The sequence below is a fragment of the Hydrogenophaga sp. genome (assembly GCF_030651625.1).
Classification (GTDB): domain Bacteria; phylum Pseudomonadota; class Gammaproteobacteria; order Burkholderiales; family Burkholderiaceae_C; genus Hydrogenophaga.
Genome location: NZ_JAUSCF010000017.1, coordinates 115314 through 130943, shown reverse-complemented (window position 1 = coordinate 130943; position 15630 = coordinate 115314). Strand labels below are relative to the sequence as shown.

General features: G+C 64.0%; 15 protein-coding genes and 1 tRNA gene. 12 read left to right on the top strand and 4 right to left on the bottom strand.

Features of this window, described 5'->3' with window-relative positions; translation table 11 throughout:
* Positions 1-23 precede the first annotated feature (23 nt).
* From paaK to Q7V46_RS06375, 3 genes are read right to left on the bottom strand one after another with little or no spacing between them, the layout of a single operon-like run.
* Positions 24-1319 (bottom strand): phenylacetate--CoA ligase PaaK, encoded by a 1296-nt coding sequence (gene paaK, locus Q7V46_RS06385; RefSeq protein ID WP_304912682.1) that lies wholly within the window; start codon positions 1317-1319, stop codon positions 24-26.
* Entirely contained in the window at positions 1316-1756 is a 441-nt protein-coding gene (gene paaI, locus Q7V46_RS06380; protein ID WP_304912681.1) for a hydroxyphenylacetyl-CoA thioesterase PaaI, read from the bottom strand. Before paaI ends, paaK begins: the two co-directional genes overlap by 4 nt.
* 2 nt (positions 1757-1758) lie before the next feature.
* The gene (locus tag Q7V46_RS06375; protein ID WP_304912680.1) at positions 1759-2565 is read right to left on the bottom strand and encodes an enoyl-CoA hydratase-related protein; all 807 of its coding nucleotides are present in this window, start codon (positions 2563-2565) and stop codon (positions 1759-1761) included.
* Between the two features lie 182 nt (positions 2566-2747).
* Between Q7V46_RS06375 and Q7V46_RS06370 the strand changes: the two genes are divergently transcribed.
* The 5 genes from Q7V46_RS06370 to Q7V46_RS06350 all read left to right on the top strand — a co-directional run bounded on the left by Q7V46_RS06370 (position 2748) and on the right by Q7V46_RS06350 (position 5556).
* Positions 2748-3536, top strand: coding sequence for an enoyl-CoA hydratase (locus tag Q7V46_RS06370; protein WP_304912679.1), 789 nt, complete (start codon positions 2748-2750; stop codon positions 3534-3536).
* A gap of 206 nt (positions 3537-3742) precedes the next feature.
* The gene (locus Q7V46_RS06365; RefSeq protein WP_370690293.1) at positions 3743-4111 is read left to right on the top strand and encodes a high-potential iron-sulfur protein; all 369 of its coding nucleotides are present in this window, start codon (positions 3743-3745) and stop codon (positions 4109-4111) included.
* Positions 4112-4191: 80 nt separating this feature from the next.
* Positions 4192-4268, top strand: a tRNA-Met gene (locus Q7V46_RS06360).
* Positions 4269-4313: 45 nt separating this feature from the next.
* Entirely contained in the window at positions 4314-4874 is a 561-nt protein-coding gene (locus Q7V46_RS06355) for a YaeQ family protein (protein WP_304912677.1), read from the top strand.
* A 37-nt stretch (positions 4875-4911) separates the two neighbouring features.
* Entirely contained in the window at positions 4912-5556 is a 645-nt protein-coding gene (locus tag Q7V46_RS06350; RefSeq protein ID WP_304912676.1) for a class I SAM-dependent methyltransferase, read from the top strand.
* Positions 5557-5566: 10 nt separating this feature from the next.
* Here the strand turns inward: Q7V46_RS06350 and Q7V46_RS06345 are convergent, their stop codons facing one another.
* A complete protein-coding gene (locus Q7V46_RS06345; RefSeq protein WP_304912675.1) occupies positions 5567-6160 on the bottom strand; it encodes a carboxymuconolactone decarboxylase family protein in 594 nt (197 codons plus the stop codon).
* A 158-nt stretch (positions 6161-6318) separates the two neighbouring features.
* Between Q7V46_RS06345 and Q7V46_RS06340 the strand changes: the two genes are divergently transcribed.
* From Q7V46_RS06340 to mdoH, 7 genes are all read left to right on the top strand, one after another.
* Positions 6319-6750 (top strand): hypothetical protein, encoded by a 432-nt coding sequence (locus Q7V46_RS06340; protein ID WP_304912674.1) that lies wholly within the window; start codon positions 6319-6321, stop codon positions 6748-6750.
* 131 nt (positions 6751-6881) lie between these two features.
* A complete protein-coding gene (gene miaB / locus Q7V46_RS06335) occupies positions 6882-8249 on the top strand; it encodes a tRNA (N6-isopentenyl adenosine(37)-C2)-methylthiotransferase MiaB (RefSeq protein WP_304912673.1) in 1368 nt (455 codons plus the stop codon).
* Between the two features lie 12 nt (positions 8250-8261).
* Positions 8262-9680 (top strand): sensor histidine kinase KdpD, encoded by a 1419-nt coding sequence (locus Q7V46_RS06330; protein ID WP_304912672.1) that lies wholly within the window; start codon positions 8262-8264, stop codon positions 9678-9680.
* The gene (locus tag Q7V46_RS06325) at positions 9670-10377 is read left to right on the top strand and encodes a hypothetical protein (RefSeq protein WP_304912671.1); all 708 of its coding nucleotides are present in this window, start codon (positions 9670-9672) and stop codon (positions 10375-10377) included. Before Q7V46_RS06330 ends, Q7V46_RS06325 begins: the two co-directional genes overlap by 11 nt.
* A complete protein-coding gene (locus Q7V46_RS06320) occupies positions 10374-11807 on the top strand; it encodes a sigma 54-interacting transcriptional regulator (RefSeq protein ID WP_304912670.1) in 1434 nt (477 codons plus the stop codon). The genes Q7V46_RS06325 and Q7V46_RS06320 overlap by 4 nt, the downstream gene beginning before the upstream one ends.
* A 191-nt stretch (positions 11808-11998) precedes the next feature.
* Positions 11999-13570 carry a glucan biosynthesis protein G gene (locus Q7V46_RS06315; RefSeq protein ID WP_304912669.1) on the top strand — a complete coding sequence of 524 codons (1572 nt, stop codon included), beginning with the start codon at positions 11999-12001 and terminating at the stop codon, positions 13568-13570.
* Positions 13543-15618, top strand: a complete 2076-nt coding sequence (gene mdoH, locus Q7V46_RS06310) for a glucans biosynthesis glucosyltransferase MdoH (RefSeq protein ID WP_304912668.1) — start codon at positions 13543-13545, stop codon at positions 15616-15618. The genes Q7V46_RS06315 and mdoH overlap by 28 nt, the downstream gene beginning before the upstream one ends.
* The last annotated feature ends 12 nt before the right edge of the window (positions 15619-15630 follow it).

The following is a 15630-nucleotide window of genomic DNA, read 5'->3' as shown; positions in this document are numbered from 1 at the left end:
CGGCTGAGCAACGCGCGGATGCCTCATCGCAAACGCTGATCCACCACCCGCTTGGCCTTGCCCTGGCTGCGCTCCACACCGCCTTCGGGCCTGAGCTGCACTTCCACGCTGCTGCCCACAAACACCTTGACCTCGTGTTGAAGCATCTTGGCAGCCGCGCGTGCCTCGATACTCTCGGGCGCGAGGCCTGGTCGGGTCTCCACGATCACGGTGAGGTTGTCCATCGGCCCTTCACGGGTCAGCAGACATTGGTAGTGAGCCGTGAGTTCGGGGCGCTTGAGGATGAGTTCCTCGATCTGGGTGGGAAACACGTTCACCCCGCGTACGATCATCATGTCGTCGCTGCGACCGGTGATCTTTTCCATGCGGCGCATGGTGCGCGCGGTACCGGGCAGCAGGCGGGTGAGGTCGCGCGTGCGGTAGCGGATGATGGGCAGCGCTTCCTTGGTCAGGCTGGTGAACACCAGCTCACCCATCTCGCCATCGGCCACCGGCTCGCCGGTTTCGGGGTCGATGATCTCGGGATAGAAGTGGTCTTCCCAGATGGTCGGGCCATCCTTGGTTTCCACACATTCGTTGGCCACGCCCGGCCCCATCACCTCCGACAGACCGTAAATGTCCACCGCGTCGATGTTCATGCGCGCCTCGATCGCCACGCGCATGTCGTTGGTCCAGGGCTCGGCGCCGAAGATACCCAGTCGCACGCTGCTCTCACGTGGGTCGATGCCCTGCCGCTCGAACTCGTCGGCAATGGCCAGCATGTAGCTGGGCGTGACCATGATGATGTCGGGACGGAAATCCTGCATCAGCTGCACCTGGCGCTCGGTCTGGCCACCGCCGAAGGGCACCACCGTCAGACCCAGTTTTTCGGCGCCGTAGTGTGCACCCAGACCACCGGTGAACAGGCCATAACCGTAGCTCACGTGCACCATGTCGCCGGGTCGGGCGCCACTGGCGCGGATGCTGCGCGCCACCACCGTGGCCCAGGTGTCGATGTCCTTGAGGGTGTAGCCCACCACCGTGGGCTTGCCCGTGGTGCCACTGCTGGCGTGGATGCGCGCACATTTTTCGCGCGGTACCGCGAACATGCCAAAGGGGTAGCTGTCGCGCAGGTCCTTCTTGGAGGTGAAGGGAAACTTTGCCAGATCGGCCAGGCTGCCGCAGTCGTCGGGGTGCACCCCCGCCGCATCGAATTTGGCGCGGTACACCGGCGAGTTCTGGTAGGCATGGCGCAAGGTGGCCTGTAGCCGCTTGAGCTGCAGCGCGCGCAGCTCGTCGACGCTGGCTTTTTCAATCGGCTCCAACGGAAAGCGGTTCATGCGCTCACCTCTTCGGGAAACACCTGGCCGGGAATGACCGCGCTCTTGCCCCGGAACATGGCCACGACCTCGCCCTTCTGGTTCGTGACCCGCATGTCGTAGATGCCATGGCGTCCCTGCAAGGCCTGCTCCTGGCCCTCGCAGGTGAGCACATCGCCCTGGTGGCCGGGCTTGAGGAATTCGATGCTGCAGCCCGCCGCCACCGCATTCCTGTTGTGGCTGTTGCAGGCGTATGCGAACGTGGTGTCTGCCAGCGTGAAGATGAACCCGCCGTGGCAGATCTGGTGGCCGTTGAGGTGCATCGGCCGGACCGACATGCGCAGCACGGCATGTCCGGGCGCCACGCTCACCAATTCGATGCCCATGGTCTCGCGGGCCGCCACATCCACGGCGAACATCGACTCCCCCACTTTTTGAGCGCGTTCCTGAGGTGTCATGCTCATTCCCCCTTGAACTGTGGCGCGCGCTTCTGGCGGAACGCCATCACGCCCTCGATGTAGTCGTGCGTTCGGCCCAGCGCGGACTGGGTATCGCGTTCCACATCGAGCTGTTCGCTGAAGCTGCGCGTACCCGCCTCCCGCAACAAGGCCCGCGTGGCCACCAGCGCCTTGGTCGGCATGACCGCCAGCTTGCCGGCCAGGGTCAGGGCAGCAGTCACCGGATCGTCGGCCACATCCCAGATCATTCCCCATTCTTTCGCTTGCTGGGCCGGCAACTTGTCGCCCGTCATGGCCAGCGCCATCGCCCGCGCCATGCCCAGGCGCTCCACGAGCAGCCAACTGCCGCCTGCATCCGGAATCAGACCGATCTTGCTGAATGCCTGGATGAAGCTCGCACCCGGTGAGGCAATCGCCATGTCGCAGCACATGACCAGCGAAGCGCCCGCACCGGCCGCCACGCCATTGACCGCTGCGATGCTGGGCATGCGCAGGTTCTGGAACCGCCTGGCTGTGGGGTTGAAGGCCTGTTCGATCACCGGGCCGGGATCGGCGCGCTGCACCAGATCAGGCCCGGGTTCGAAATCGAACTCGGCCAGGTCAGCGCCGGCGCAGAAACCGCGTCCAGCGCCCGTCACCACAAGTGTCCGGATGGCGGAGTTGCCTTCGGCACGGTCCAGCGCCGACCACAGTTCGTGGTGCATGGCGCGCGTGAAACTGTTGAGCGCGTCGGGACGGTTGAGCGTGACCAGAGCCACTGCTCCGCGCTCCTCATACAGGATGGAAGAGGCCGTTGACGGGGAATTCATGTGATGCTGTCTCCTCAGATGCGGGTACTGGGCGCTTCGGCAAATACGGCTTCGTCGCAATTTACCATTAACCGACCCATCGGTCGGCTAATGTTTTCCCTTGGTGGAGCCAGCTATAGTTGACCTTGATGTTGACGTTCACGTCAACTCACCCTCTTACCCCATTCAAGCCGAGGAAAGCCATGAGCGAGACACCCACCCCCGAACTCATCACCGTGCGCACCGAAGGGCGCGTGGGCATCATCACCCTGAACCGGCCCAAGCAGCTCAACGCGCTGAACAACCAGCTCATGGACGAACTCGGTACGGCCCTCAAGGGGTTCGACGCCGACGAGGCCATCGGCTGCATGATCGTCACCGGCAGCGAGAAAGCCTTCGCCGCCGGTGCCGACATCGGCGCCATGGCAACCTACAGCTTCGCCGACGTCTACAAGGGCGACTACATCACCCGCAACTGGGAAACCATCCGCAGCATCCGCAAACCGGTGATCGCTGCGGTCAGCGGCTTCGCCCTGGGCGGCGGTTGCGAGCTGGCCATGATGTGCGACTTCATCATCGCCGCCGACAACGCCAAGTTCGGCCAGCCCGAGATCAAGTTGGGCATCATTCCCGGCGCTGGCGGCACCCAGCGCCTGCCACGCGCCGTTGGCAAGGCCAAGGCCATGGACCTGGCCTTGACCGGACGCATGATGGACGCCGCCGAAGCGGAGCGCGCCGGCCTGGTCAGCCGCGTGGTTCCACTTGACCAGCTGATGAACGAAGCCCTGGGCGCCGCCCTGCAGATCTGCGAGTTCTCGCTGCCGTCGGTGATGGCCGCCAAGGAGTGCGTCAACCGCTCATTCGAAGGCAGCCTGTCAGACGGCGTGATGTTCGAGCGCCGGATGTTTCACGCGATGTTCGCAACCGAAGACCAGAAAGAAGGCATGGACGCTTTCGTGAACAAGCGCAAGGCGGCCTTCAAGCAACGCTGAATGGCACAGTGCCGGGGTGTGCCATGCACAGGCTGTAACAGGTCGCTGGGGAACGCAGGCGTATAACCGACCCCACGCAGCACTCCCCAGCGGGCAACCGGTCGCGGGCTGTGCGGGCAGGTCGGACCTGCTTCCCCTCATTTACCCAGGACCACGCCATGACCACCCGCCGACGCTTTTTGATGATGGTGCCCGCCAGCGGCGCCGTGCTTGCCGCCGCCTGCTCCAAGCAGGAAGGCCCGACCGCAGCCGCTCCGGCGCCAGCGCCTGCCCCAGCATCGGCGGAGCCGCCGACGGCCGCGGCACCGGCTCCCGCCGCGCCTGCGGAATCGCCATCGGCCTCCGGCCCGATGGTGGAGGCCACCGACCCCACCGCTGTGGCCCTGGGCTACGTGGCCCTGGCGGCCAATGTGGACAAGATCAAGCATGCCAACTTTGTGGAAGGCAGCAACTGTGCCAACTGCTCGCTTTACCAGGGCTCGGCCGGCTCGGAAGCCGGTCCGTGTCCGCTCTTTGCTGGCAAGCAGGTCGCCGCAGCAGGCTGGTGCGCGTCGTACGTCAAGAAAGCGGCCTGACACACCGGCCTCAGGGAAAACTGGCACCGCAGCCAGAGCGCCCGATGGCGCTCCAAAATCTGGCTATAATTTTGAGCTTCGGCGATATAGCTCAGTTGGTTAGAGCGCAGCATTCATAATGCTGATGTCGGTGGTTCAAGTCCACCTATCGCCACCAAATTTCAGAAGCGGGCACCGGCGACGGGTCCGCTTTTTTGCATTCATGGCCCTCAAATCCACCATTTTCAAGGCGAATGTCGCCATCGCCGACATCGACCACAGTTACTACGCCGACCATGTGCTCACGCTCGCCCGTCACCCGAGCGAGACGGACGAACGCATGATGGTGCGGCTGGTGGCACTGGCCATTCACGCTCACGAGCTGCAGGACACCTGCGGTGGTGATGGTACGCTGGCCTTTGGTGCCGGCCTGTCGGACCCGGAAGACCCGGACGTCTCTCTCACCGACTTCACCGGCCGAAAGCGCATCTGGATCGAAGTTGGCCAACCCGAAGACAAGCCGCTCCTGAAAGCCTGCAGCAAGGCCGATGCGGTGTTTGTCTACGCCTTCGGTTCGGCGGCCGATGTGTGGTGGCGCGGCATTGAGAACAAGCTGACCCGGCTGGACCGGTTGCAAGTGTGGCGCCTGCCCACCGAGGTCGCGCCGGCGCTGGCGGCCATGGCCGAACGCAGCATGCAGTTGCAAGCCACAGTGCAGGAGGGTGTGCTCACGCTCTCCAGCACACAAGGCAGCGTGCCCATCGAGCCGCTGCGCTGGAAATAGGACCTTCCCCAGGATTCGCTCGCACCCCAGGATGCCCATGCAGTGCCCAGTGTGCGAGAGCAAGCAATGCCAGGCGTTTCAGACAGTGGGAGATCGCACCTACCTGCGCTGCCTCGACTGCCTGGCCACGTTTCTCCATCCCGAACAGCGCCCCGGGCCGGACACCGAACTGGCCGAATACCGGCTGCACCAGAACGCGGAAGACGATGCGCACTACCGCCAGTTTCTTAGCAAGCTGAGCGATCCTTTGCTGCAGCGACTGCCCCCTTCCAGCCGGGGCCTGGACTATGGCTGTGGGCCAGCACCGGCACTGGCGGCCCTGCTGCGCGAAAGCGGCCATGAGGTAGCGCTCTACGACCCCTTTTTTCATCCGGGCCGTTCGGTGTTGACCTGCACCTACGACTTTGTCACTTGTACCGAGGTGATCGAGCACTTCCACCAACCCGCCAATGAATTTCGCCGCTTTGACACACTGCTGGCACCGGGTGGCTGGCTGGCGCTGATGACCAATTTCCAGACCGACGATGCCAGGTTTGCCGGCTGGCACTACCGCCGCGACCCGACCCACGTGGTGTTCTACCGCGAGGCCACCTTGCATTGGCTGGCGAGACGCCACGGATGGACATGCGAGATTCCCGGCCCCAATGTGGCGCTGATGCACAAGCCGCCCGGCAGGTCCTGAGCGGGTCGCATCAACCCGCGTGTTTTCCCGGACGCCAGCCTTGGGCACCCAGAGCCTGCGTCGCCACCGCTTCGGGCACCGCCTCCAGTGGCGTGGCCATGGTGTCGTTCCAGCGGTTGAGAAAGGCGAACATCGCCACCACCCCCAGAATTTCCACGATGGCGCCATCGCTCCAGTGCCCGCGCAATTCGTTGAACTGCTCGTCGGTCACGGCATTGGGCTGCGAGGCAGCCGCCAGAGCGAAGTTCATCGCCAGCCGCTCGGCCTCGGTGTAGCAGGGGCTGTCGGCAAAGCGCCAGACATCGGCCAGCTTGGCCTCTGATACCCCGAAGTTCTTCGCTCCCAACAAGGTGTGAGCCTGGCAATACAGACATCCCGCGACCTTGCTGACCACATGGCCGATGAGTCGACGAAACCCCAGATCGACCTCGCCCTCAGGGTCCATGACCGCGGCGTTCATGACTGCGAGTGCCTGGGCCAGCTTCGGCTTCCTCTGCATGGTGAGCACGCTGTTGGGCGTGAAGCCCAGGGTACCCAGGAAGAAGTCAAAATGCGGTTTGAGTTCGGGTGTGGTCTCGGGTGGCAGGGGCGGCAAGCGGGCCATGCTGTTCCTTCTTTTTTGGGTGAAAGCGTATTGGTACGAGGACCACGGGTGGTGGTGCATTCTGCGCAAACGCCCACCGGCTGGCGAGCCCCCGTGCGACAATCCTCGCCTGACTTCTGCCGGCGCTCCGCCTTCTCCACAGCCTCTGGACACACACCATGAACCGCTGCCTCGCTGCTCTTTCGACCCCCTCATCCCTCGCGCGCATGCTGGCCGCCGCGCTGGCACTGAGCGCCGCACCGTGGAGCGGTGCACAAACCCAACCAGTCCGCAACTTCCCAGACAGCGCATTGCGCGCCAAGATGGTGGTGGTGCAGCCACCAGAAATCAAGCTCAACGGTGAACCGGCGCGCCTCTCCCCCGGTTCGCGCATCCGCGGCCAGAACAACACGATCATCCTTTCTGGCACGCTGGTCGGCCAGGAGGTGTTGGTCAACTACGTGCGCGACAGCCTCGGCCTGGTGCACGACGTCTGGGTGCTCAACCCAGCAGAAGCCGCAGAAAAGCGCGCGGGTGCTGCCACCGAGCGCAATTTCCGCTTTTCGTCCGAGACCCCTGCCAACCCGGACGCGCCCACCCGGGCCAACTGAAAACGCCCCATCGGCGCCTTGTCCTGTGGCTGGAACGCCGTCAGGGCTCTGTGTCGTTCCGACCGAACTGGCCTGTTGAAACTTACGATCCCGTCGGGCCTCGCCACAGACGCGATCTGCGGAGCCTCCCCATGAGCAAAAAAGTCTTTATCAAAACCTTTGGCTGCCAGATGAACGAGTACGACTCGGACAAGATGGCCGACGTGCTGGGCGCCGCCCAGGGCTACGAGCCCACGCAGGACGTGGAGGAAGCCGACCTGATCCTGTTCAATACCTGCTCGGTACGAGAGAAGGCACAGGAAAAGGTGTTTTCTGATCTGGGCCGCATCAAGCACCTCAAGGAAAAGGGCGTGCTCATCGGCGTGGGGGGCTGCGTGGCCAGCCAGGAAGGTGCCGAGATCATCAGGCGCGCGCCGTATGTGGACGTGGTGTTCGGCCCGCAGACGCTGCACCGCCTGCCCGAGATGCTCAACCAGCGCGCGCGCCTTGCATTGCCGCAGGTGGACATCAGCTTCCCCGAGATCGAAAAATTCGACCACCTGCCACCCGCCAAGGTGGACGGCGCCTCGGCTTTCGTCTCCATCATGGAAGGATGTTCCAAGTACTGCAGTTACTGCGTCGTGCCCTACACGCGTGGCGAAGAAGTGAGCCGACCGTTCGACGACGTGCTGGTGGAAATCGCCGGCCTTGCCGACCAGGGTGTGAAGGAAGTGAACCTGCTGGGTCAGAACGTCAATGCCTACCGCGGCCCCATGGGCCTAACCAGCAATGGTGACGGTGAAATCGCCGACTTTGCATTGCTGCTGGAGTACGTGGCCGAAATCCCGGGCATCGAGCGCATCCGCTACACCACCAGTCATCCCAACGAGTTCACACCCCGCCTGATCGAGGCCTACGCCAGGATTCCGAAGCTGGTGAACCACCTTCATCTCCCGGTGCAGCACGGCAGCGACCGCATTCTCATGGCCATGAAGCGCGGCTACACCGCCATGGAATTCAAGAGCACGGTGCGCAAGCTGCGTGCCATACGCCCCAACCTGTCCATGAGCAGCGACTTCATCGTGGGTTTCCCCGGTGAGACCGACGAAGACTTCGACAAGATGATGAAGCTCATCACCGACGTGGGCTTTGACGCCAGCTTCAGCTTCATCTTCAGCCCGCGCCCCGGCACGCCAGCGGCCAACCTGCCTGACGACACGCCGCACGCGGTCAAGCTCAAGCGCCTGCAGCACCTGCAGGCCACCATCGAAGAGAACGTGAAGCGCATCAGCGCCAGCCGCGAAGGCACGGTGCAGCGCATCCTGGTGGAAGGGCCGTCGCGCCGTGCGGGCAAGGACGGCGCTGTCGAACTCATGGGCCGCACCGAGTGCAACCGCATCGTCAATTTCGACGGGGGACCGAATGCGTCGCGCCTGGTGGGGCAACTTATCGATGTGCTGATCACCGAAGCCCGCCCGCATTCACTGCGCGGTGAGGTGAAGGTGCGCGAGGTCCACTGACCTTCCGCTTTCGTGAGAGCCCTGCGCTTCTCCTTTCCCCAGCTGCTGCTGGTCGCGTTCGTGCTCATTGGCGCGCTGCTGGGTGCCGCCGCGTTGCGCGCGTTGTTCACACTGGACACCCTCATGGCCCAGAGCCGTGAGAGCGCCGTGCAAGCCATTGCCCTGACCACCGCCGCGCAATCGCTGAGCGAACGCAGTCTGACCATGGAGCGCGCCGCACGCCAGTCGCTGGTGCTGCGCGACAACCAGTTGAGGCTCAGATTTGAGGAAACCGCGGCCAATGCCACTGAAATCCTCGCCCGGCTGGAGAGCAATGAGCTGCCCCCCGATCAGGCCACCGCATGGCGCAATCAGCTGGACGGCATCGCCGCCCTGCTCGATGGCACCCCCGAGACGGCCCTGGACCGCGAACGTGACGTGACATTGGCGTTTCGTGATCTCGACGTGCACAGCGGAGCCATTGCGCAAACTGTGCAAAACATCATCGGCAACCGCAACGACGCTTTGCAGGCCCAGTTCGCCACCAGCCGGCAACAGCTCACGCAGCAGGTCCTGGGCTCCATCGGGGTGGCGGTGGTGATGGCACTGGGATTCGGCATCTGGCTGGCGCGCCCCTTCAAACGGCTGGAAAAGGCCATCCAGGGTCTGGGGGAGAACAGACTGGACGTGCCCATTGACATCGCGGGTCCGTCGGACGTTCGACGCGTGAGCCAGCAACTGGAATGGCTGCGCCTGCGTCTGACCGAACTCGACGCCGACAAGGCGCGCTTTCTGCGTCACATCTCGCACGAACTCAAGACGCCGCTGGCTTCACTGCACGAAGGTGTGGCGGTGCTGGGCGATGGCGTGGCGGGGCCGCTCAACCCCAACCAGGCCGAGGTTGTGAACATCCTGCAGCACAACACCCAGATGCTGCAGGGGCAGATAGAGGCCCTGCTGCGTTTCAACGCGGCCGCTTTCGAAGCCCGGCAATTGCGTCGCGAACGAACCGACATGCGCGAATTGCTTGAAGAGCAGGTCGATGTTCAGCGGCTGCACTGGCAATCCCATGCCTTGACCGTGCGCATTGAAGGGCCTTCTCTGGTGCTCCAGGTGGACAGGGAAAAAATGGCCTCGGCGGTGGGCAATCTGCTGTCCAATGCGATCCGGCATTCACCTCACGGCGGCCATATACGCCTCTCGCTCTCGGATCAGCCCGGTTCGGCCTGCATCGACATCGTGGATCAGGGACCAGGCGTTGCAAAGGGCGATCGGGACCGCATTTTTGAACCCTTTTTCCGCGGCGAACATCAGCCCGACAATGCAGTCAAAGGCACGGGCATCGGTCTGTCCATCGTGCACGAGTACATTGTGGCCCATGGTGGCCGGGTCTTCCTGCTACCGGACAGCACCAGCGCCCATTTCCGTATCGAATTGCCCCATGTTCAATGAACTCCATCTGGTCCCGGCCGCCGCGCGCTCGATGCGACATGCCGCACTGCTGATGACCTTGGCGGTGGGCGTGGGACTGGTGGCCTGTGCCAGCCCGAGTGCAACAGGTTCAGCACCGTCATCACCAGCGGCACCTGCGGCCGTCCCCGCACTGGCGCCCCTGCCCACCGAACCCGAAATTTCTCCTGTCGCCAACCTGACGTCCGCAGAACCCGCACCCGTTCCGACGCCGGCCATCACCGGGACCCAGCTGTTCGCGCTGGGTGATCTGGTGTCCCTGATGGAACACGCGGAGCGCTTGCGCAGCTTCCCTCCGGCCGAACTGTTGAGCCACATCGCGACCATGGGCGACCCGGGCAACAATCCGGTGCGGCAGATGCAGCTGGCGCTTGCGTTGTCGTACACCAACCAGCCGCCAGATACGGCTCGGGCGCTGGGCCTGCTGCAGAGGGTGATCAACCACACGGCACCAGAAAGTGCCGCGCTCAAGCCGCTGGCCCGACTGCTGGCTGCCAAACTGATGAACCAGCGCCGCCTGGAAGACACCGTGGACAGGCAGGCCCAGCAATTGCGCGACAGCGCACGTCGCATCGAACAACTCAATGAGCGGCTTGAAGCCATGCGCGCGATCGAACGCAGTCTCCTACCCCGTCCACCAGCGCCGGGCAGCAACGGCAGCCGCCCCTCTCCCCCATGAGTGCCACCTATGCGCCTCACCCAACGCCGCCTGGCAAGCCACGCGCACGCATCCTGGTGGTGGACGACGACGCAGACATGCTGCGCCTGCTGGCCATGCGTCTGGGGGCGGCAGGCTACCAGGTCACATCGGTGGGATCGGCCGAGTCGGCATTGAGCCAGCTCGACATCGAGCGGCCCCAACTGGTGCTCTCCGATGTGCGCCTGCCAGGCAAGGACGGGCTCGCGCTGTTCGACGAAATACGCTCCCGCCACCCCTCTTTGCCGGTCATTCTGCTCACCGCCCACGGCACCATCCCCGACGCCGTGGAAGCCACCGCACGGGGGGTGTTCACCTACCTCACCAAACCCTACGAAGCCAAGGAACTGCTGGAGAAGATCGCACAGGCCCTGGCCATGGGGGCGCCCGCAAGCCCGAGTTCGCAAGCCGATGAAGAATGGCGAGCCGACGTGATCAGCCGCTCCAACCGCATGGCCGACCTGCTGGCCGAGGCCCGCATGATTGCACAATCGGACGCCAGCGTGCTGCTGCGAGGCGACAGTGGCACCGGCAAGGAAATGCTGGCCAGCGCCATCCACCGCGCCAGCCCTCGTTCCAAGAAGCCTTTCATTGCGGTGAACTGCGGCGCGATCCCGGAAGCCCTGCTGGAGTCTGAACTGTTCGGTCACGTCAAGGGCGCCTTCACCGATGCCGTGGCCAATCACAAAGGCCTGTTCCAGACCGCCGACGGCGGCACCTTGCTGCTGGACGAAATCGGTGACATGCCGCCCGCGCTTCAGGTGAAGCTGCTGCGCGTGCTGCAGGAACGTGCTATTCGTCCGCTTGGCTCCAGCCAGTCCATTCCGGTGGACGTGCGCATCATTTCGGCGACCCACCGAAACCTCGAAGAAGCCATGGCGGAAGGTCTGTTCCGCGAAGACCTGTACTACCGACTCAACGTGGTCACGCTCACTCTGCCCACCCTGGCCGAGCGCCGAGAAGACATTGCCCTGCTGGCCAACCACTTCCTGGCCAAGCTGGCCAGGAAGTACGGCAAGCGCAGCTCCGGCTTTGCACCAGAGGCGCTGAAGGCGCTGACGATGGCGTCCTGGCCGGGCAACGTGCGCCAGCTCTACAACGTGGTCGAGCAGGCATGTGCGCTCACCACCACCCCCCTGGTGTCGCTGGCGCTGGTGCAGCGCGCGCTGCGCACCCCTTCCACCGAGGTGCTCAGCTTCACAGACGCCCGCCAGCGTTTCGAGCGCGACTACCTGGTCGGCCTGCTCAAGATGACCGACGGCAACGTGGCGGACGCGGCTCGCCTGGCGCAGCGCAACCGCACCGAGTTCTACCGATTGCTGCAAAAGCACGAACTCACGCCAGGCCTGTTCAAGAGCGACAGCATGGGCGGGGTTGCGGGCACTTCCGACGATGCTGTCGCTGATGAGTGACAGCATCAAGCCTTTGTTTTTAAAAGCATTTCTTCTCAGACTCCCACAAGCTGTCGCTGTCTGACGACAAAAACAGGGCTCTGGAACACCGTCAGTGATCCTTGGTACGGGAAAACCCGCGCAAGTCCTCTGAAAGCCTTTGATTTCAAAGCATTTTTATCGGTTGGCACGGGGTTTGCCCTATACAGGGCATGGCAACTCCTTTTCCCCCGTTTTCTCCACCTGCACGCTGGCGCGGTTGGGTGCTGCTGGGCGGGCTGGCGGCCACGCTGGCCGGGGCGTCGGCACACGCACAGCGATTCGATCTGGACGCACTCACGCAACTGGCCCAAACCCGCGCCAACGAGCCTTACCGCGCAAACAGCGACAAGCTTCCCCCCGCACTGGCGGACATCACCTACGACCAACTGCGCGACATCCGCTTCAAGACCGACCGTTCGGTCTGGCGCGCTGAAAGGCTGCCTTTTGAAGCCCAGTTCTTCCATCTCGGCCTGTACCAGACCGAACCGGTCCGCATCCACGAGATCACGCCCAATGGCACGGTGCGCCACTTGCCCTACAGCCGGGACGATTTCGACTACGGTCGCAACACCTTCAATCCGAAGCCCTGGGGTGACCTGGGTCACGCCGGTTTTCGGCTGCACTACCCGCTCAACAACACCGCCTACAAGGACGAGCTGATCGTCTTTCAGGGCGCGAGCTACTTCCGTGCGCTCGGCGCGAGTCAGCAGTACGGCCTGTCGGCGCGCGGCCTGGCCATTGATACCGTGGGTGGCAAAGGCGAAGAATTCCCGCGTTTCACCGAATTCTGGATCCAGCGCCCAGCCAAGGACGCCACCGAAGTCACCGTGCTGGCCCTGCTGGAGTCGCCGCGCACCACTGGCGCCTACCGCTTCGTGGTGCGCCCGGGGCAGCAGACCACCACCACGGTGGACGCACGGGTGTTCCTGCGCAAGGGCGCGAGCCCGGTCAACACGCTGGGCATCGCGCCGCTGACCAGCATGTTTCTCTCGGGTGAAAACCAGCCCATGGCCGGCGATTTCCGTCCCGAAGTGCACGACTCCGATGGCCTGATGATGGCGACCGGCCAGGGCGAATGGCTGTGGCGCCCGCTGCAGCGCCCAGAATCGCCGGTGGTGAGTTCATTCGCAATGACCGATCCACGCGGCTTCGGCCTCATGCAGCGCGACCGCAGCTTTGCCAGCTATGAAGACGTGGAAGCGCACTACGAGCGCCGGCCCAGCGCATGGATCAAGCCGCTGGGCCGATGGGGTGCTGGCCGGGTGGAGCTGGTGCAACTGCCCACACCCGACGAAACACACGACAACATCGTGGCGTACTGGGTTCCAGACAAGCTGCCTGCAGTGGGCCAGCCGCTGGAACTCAGCTATGAACTCGCCTGGCAAGGCGATGCCCAGCAGCGTCCCCCCAGCGCCTGGGTCACCCAGACCCGTCGCGGCTACGGCTACACCCAGCTCTCACCCGCAGAACAAAAAGTCCAGCCACAGTATGTGATCGACTTTGCCGGCCCGGCTCTCGACGCCTTGCCCAGCGACGCAAAGGTCAGCGCCGTGGTCACCGCCGATGCCAACGGTCGACTCATTGAAACCTTGGCCTACCCCAACCACGCCACGCGCTCTTGGCGCGTGACCTTGCGCGTGCAACGCGTCGACCCTGCAAAGCCGGTCGAACTGCGCGCCTTTCTCCAACACAAGAACGACACAGTGAGCGAAACATGGACACATCTGCTGCTACCCGAATGAGCGCCACGCCGGGCCACTCTCCAGCAAGCTCGCACCACAGTGCGGAGAGCGAAGGTACGCCCGTGAACTCCGAACAGCTCTCCAGCCTCCCGGCGCGCAGTCTGCTGCGCGAGGAGCGTCATCCCAATGCGTTCACTGCGCCGCCCTTGAATCGCGGATCGATGGTGCCTCGCCCATGGCGTGGCTTCTGGAACAGCGTGGGCACATCGATACTCAGCACGGCCAGCCGGATGCTCCCGCCCTACGCATCCGCAGGAACACAGGCGCAAGCCGTCGCACCCGAAGCATGGGAGCGAGCGGCCAACCGTCGCCGTGCCGTGTTCGCGCTGCTCACGCTACTGACCACAGCCTTTGCCACTGTCCTGTTCGGGCAAGCCCAGCCGGCACATGACAACGCATGGCTTCAGTATGGCCAACTGGCACTCTTCATGGTGCTGTCTGCCTGGGTTGTCACCGGATTCGTCACCGCCGTCATGGGTTTCTGGGTCACACTGCGCGGCGACGCGCACACGCTCACAGCCGCTTCGGTGCGCGACCACGCCATGAACCCCGATGCACGCACGGCGATCATCATGCCCATCTGCAACGAGGATGTGGCCACCGTGTTCGCCGGCTTGCGCGCGACATGCGAATCACTGGCCGCCACCGGTCACAACAGACAGTTCGACGTGTTCGTGCTGTCGGACAGCTACGACCCCGCCATCGCTGCCGCCGAGCGCGCCGCCTGGGAACGCCTGCGCGGCGATCTCGCAGCACAAACCGATCTACCCCCCATCGAGGTCTACTACCGCCTGCGCACCCGCCGCACGCACCGCAAGGCAGGCAACGTGGCCGACTTCTGCCGCCGCTGGGGCAAGGACTACCGCTACATGGTGGTGCTCGACGCGGACAGCGTCATGAGCGGCAGCTGTCTGGTGTCCATGGTCAAACTGATGGAGGCCAATCCGAGGGCTGGCATCGTGCAGACCGCCACCCAGGCCATTGGCCACGCCACCCTGCACGCCCGGGCACAACAGTTCGCCTCCCGCGTCACCGGTCGACTGTTCACGCTGGGCATGCAGTTCTGGCAACTGGGTGAATCGCACTACTGGGGACACAACGCCATCATCCGGGTAGAGCCGTTCATGAAGCACTGCGCACTCGCCCCCATCAAGGGCACAGGCGGCATGTCGGGCGGCATCATGTCGCACGATTTCGTCGAGGCTGCCTTGATGCGCCGTGCCGGCTACCACGTGTGGCTGGTCTCAGACCTCACTGGCAGCTACGAGCAGCAGCCACCGGACCTGCTCAGCGAGCTCCAGCGCGACCGGCGCTGGTGCCAGGGCAACCTGCAGAATTCGCGTCTGATGGCAGAACCCGGCATCCACCGGGTGCACCGTGCCATGTTCGTCATCGGTGGGATGTCCTACCTGTCGGCGCCGATCTGGCTGGCCTTCATGACCTTCGGCACGGCGCTCTGGGTGAGCAACACCAGCGTTGTGCCCCATTGGAGCGCCCTTCCTGCAGAGATCCGTACCCTCTGGGTCTGGACGCTGTGCATGCTGTTCATGCCCCGCGTGCTGGGCCTGCTCGCGGTTTTTCTCAAAGGCGGTCAGAAGGCGTTTGGCGGAACGGGTGCACTGTTGGGGAGCGCTGCCATGGAAACCGTGCTCGCACTGCTGCAAGCGCCCGTGCGCATGCTCGCGCACTCGCTGTTCGTGCTCGCAGCCATCACCGGACTCAAGCTCGACTGGAAGTCGCCACCCCGCGAAGCCTCAGGCATTTCCTGGAAAACCGCGGCCATTCGCCTGGCGCCAATGACGATGATCATCTGTCTCCTGGGTTTGGGCGTCGCCCTGCTGAATGTCTACGCCCTGCTCTGGCTGGTGCCGATCGCCCTGCCGCTGTTGCTGGCGGTGCCGATCACGGTGATGACCAGCCACGTGACGTTCGGTGAGCGGATGCGGGCGCAAGGGCTGCTACTGATCCCGGAAGAGTCCTGGTCACCCGCTGTACTGCGCCGCGCATGGCGCCATGCCGCCCGGTTGGCCCTGCCCCAGGCCATCTGATTCCTGGCTGGA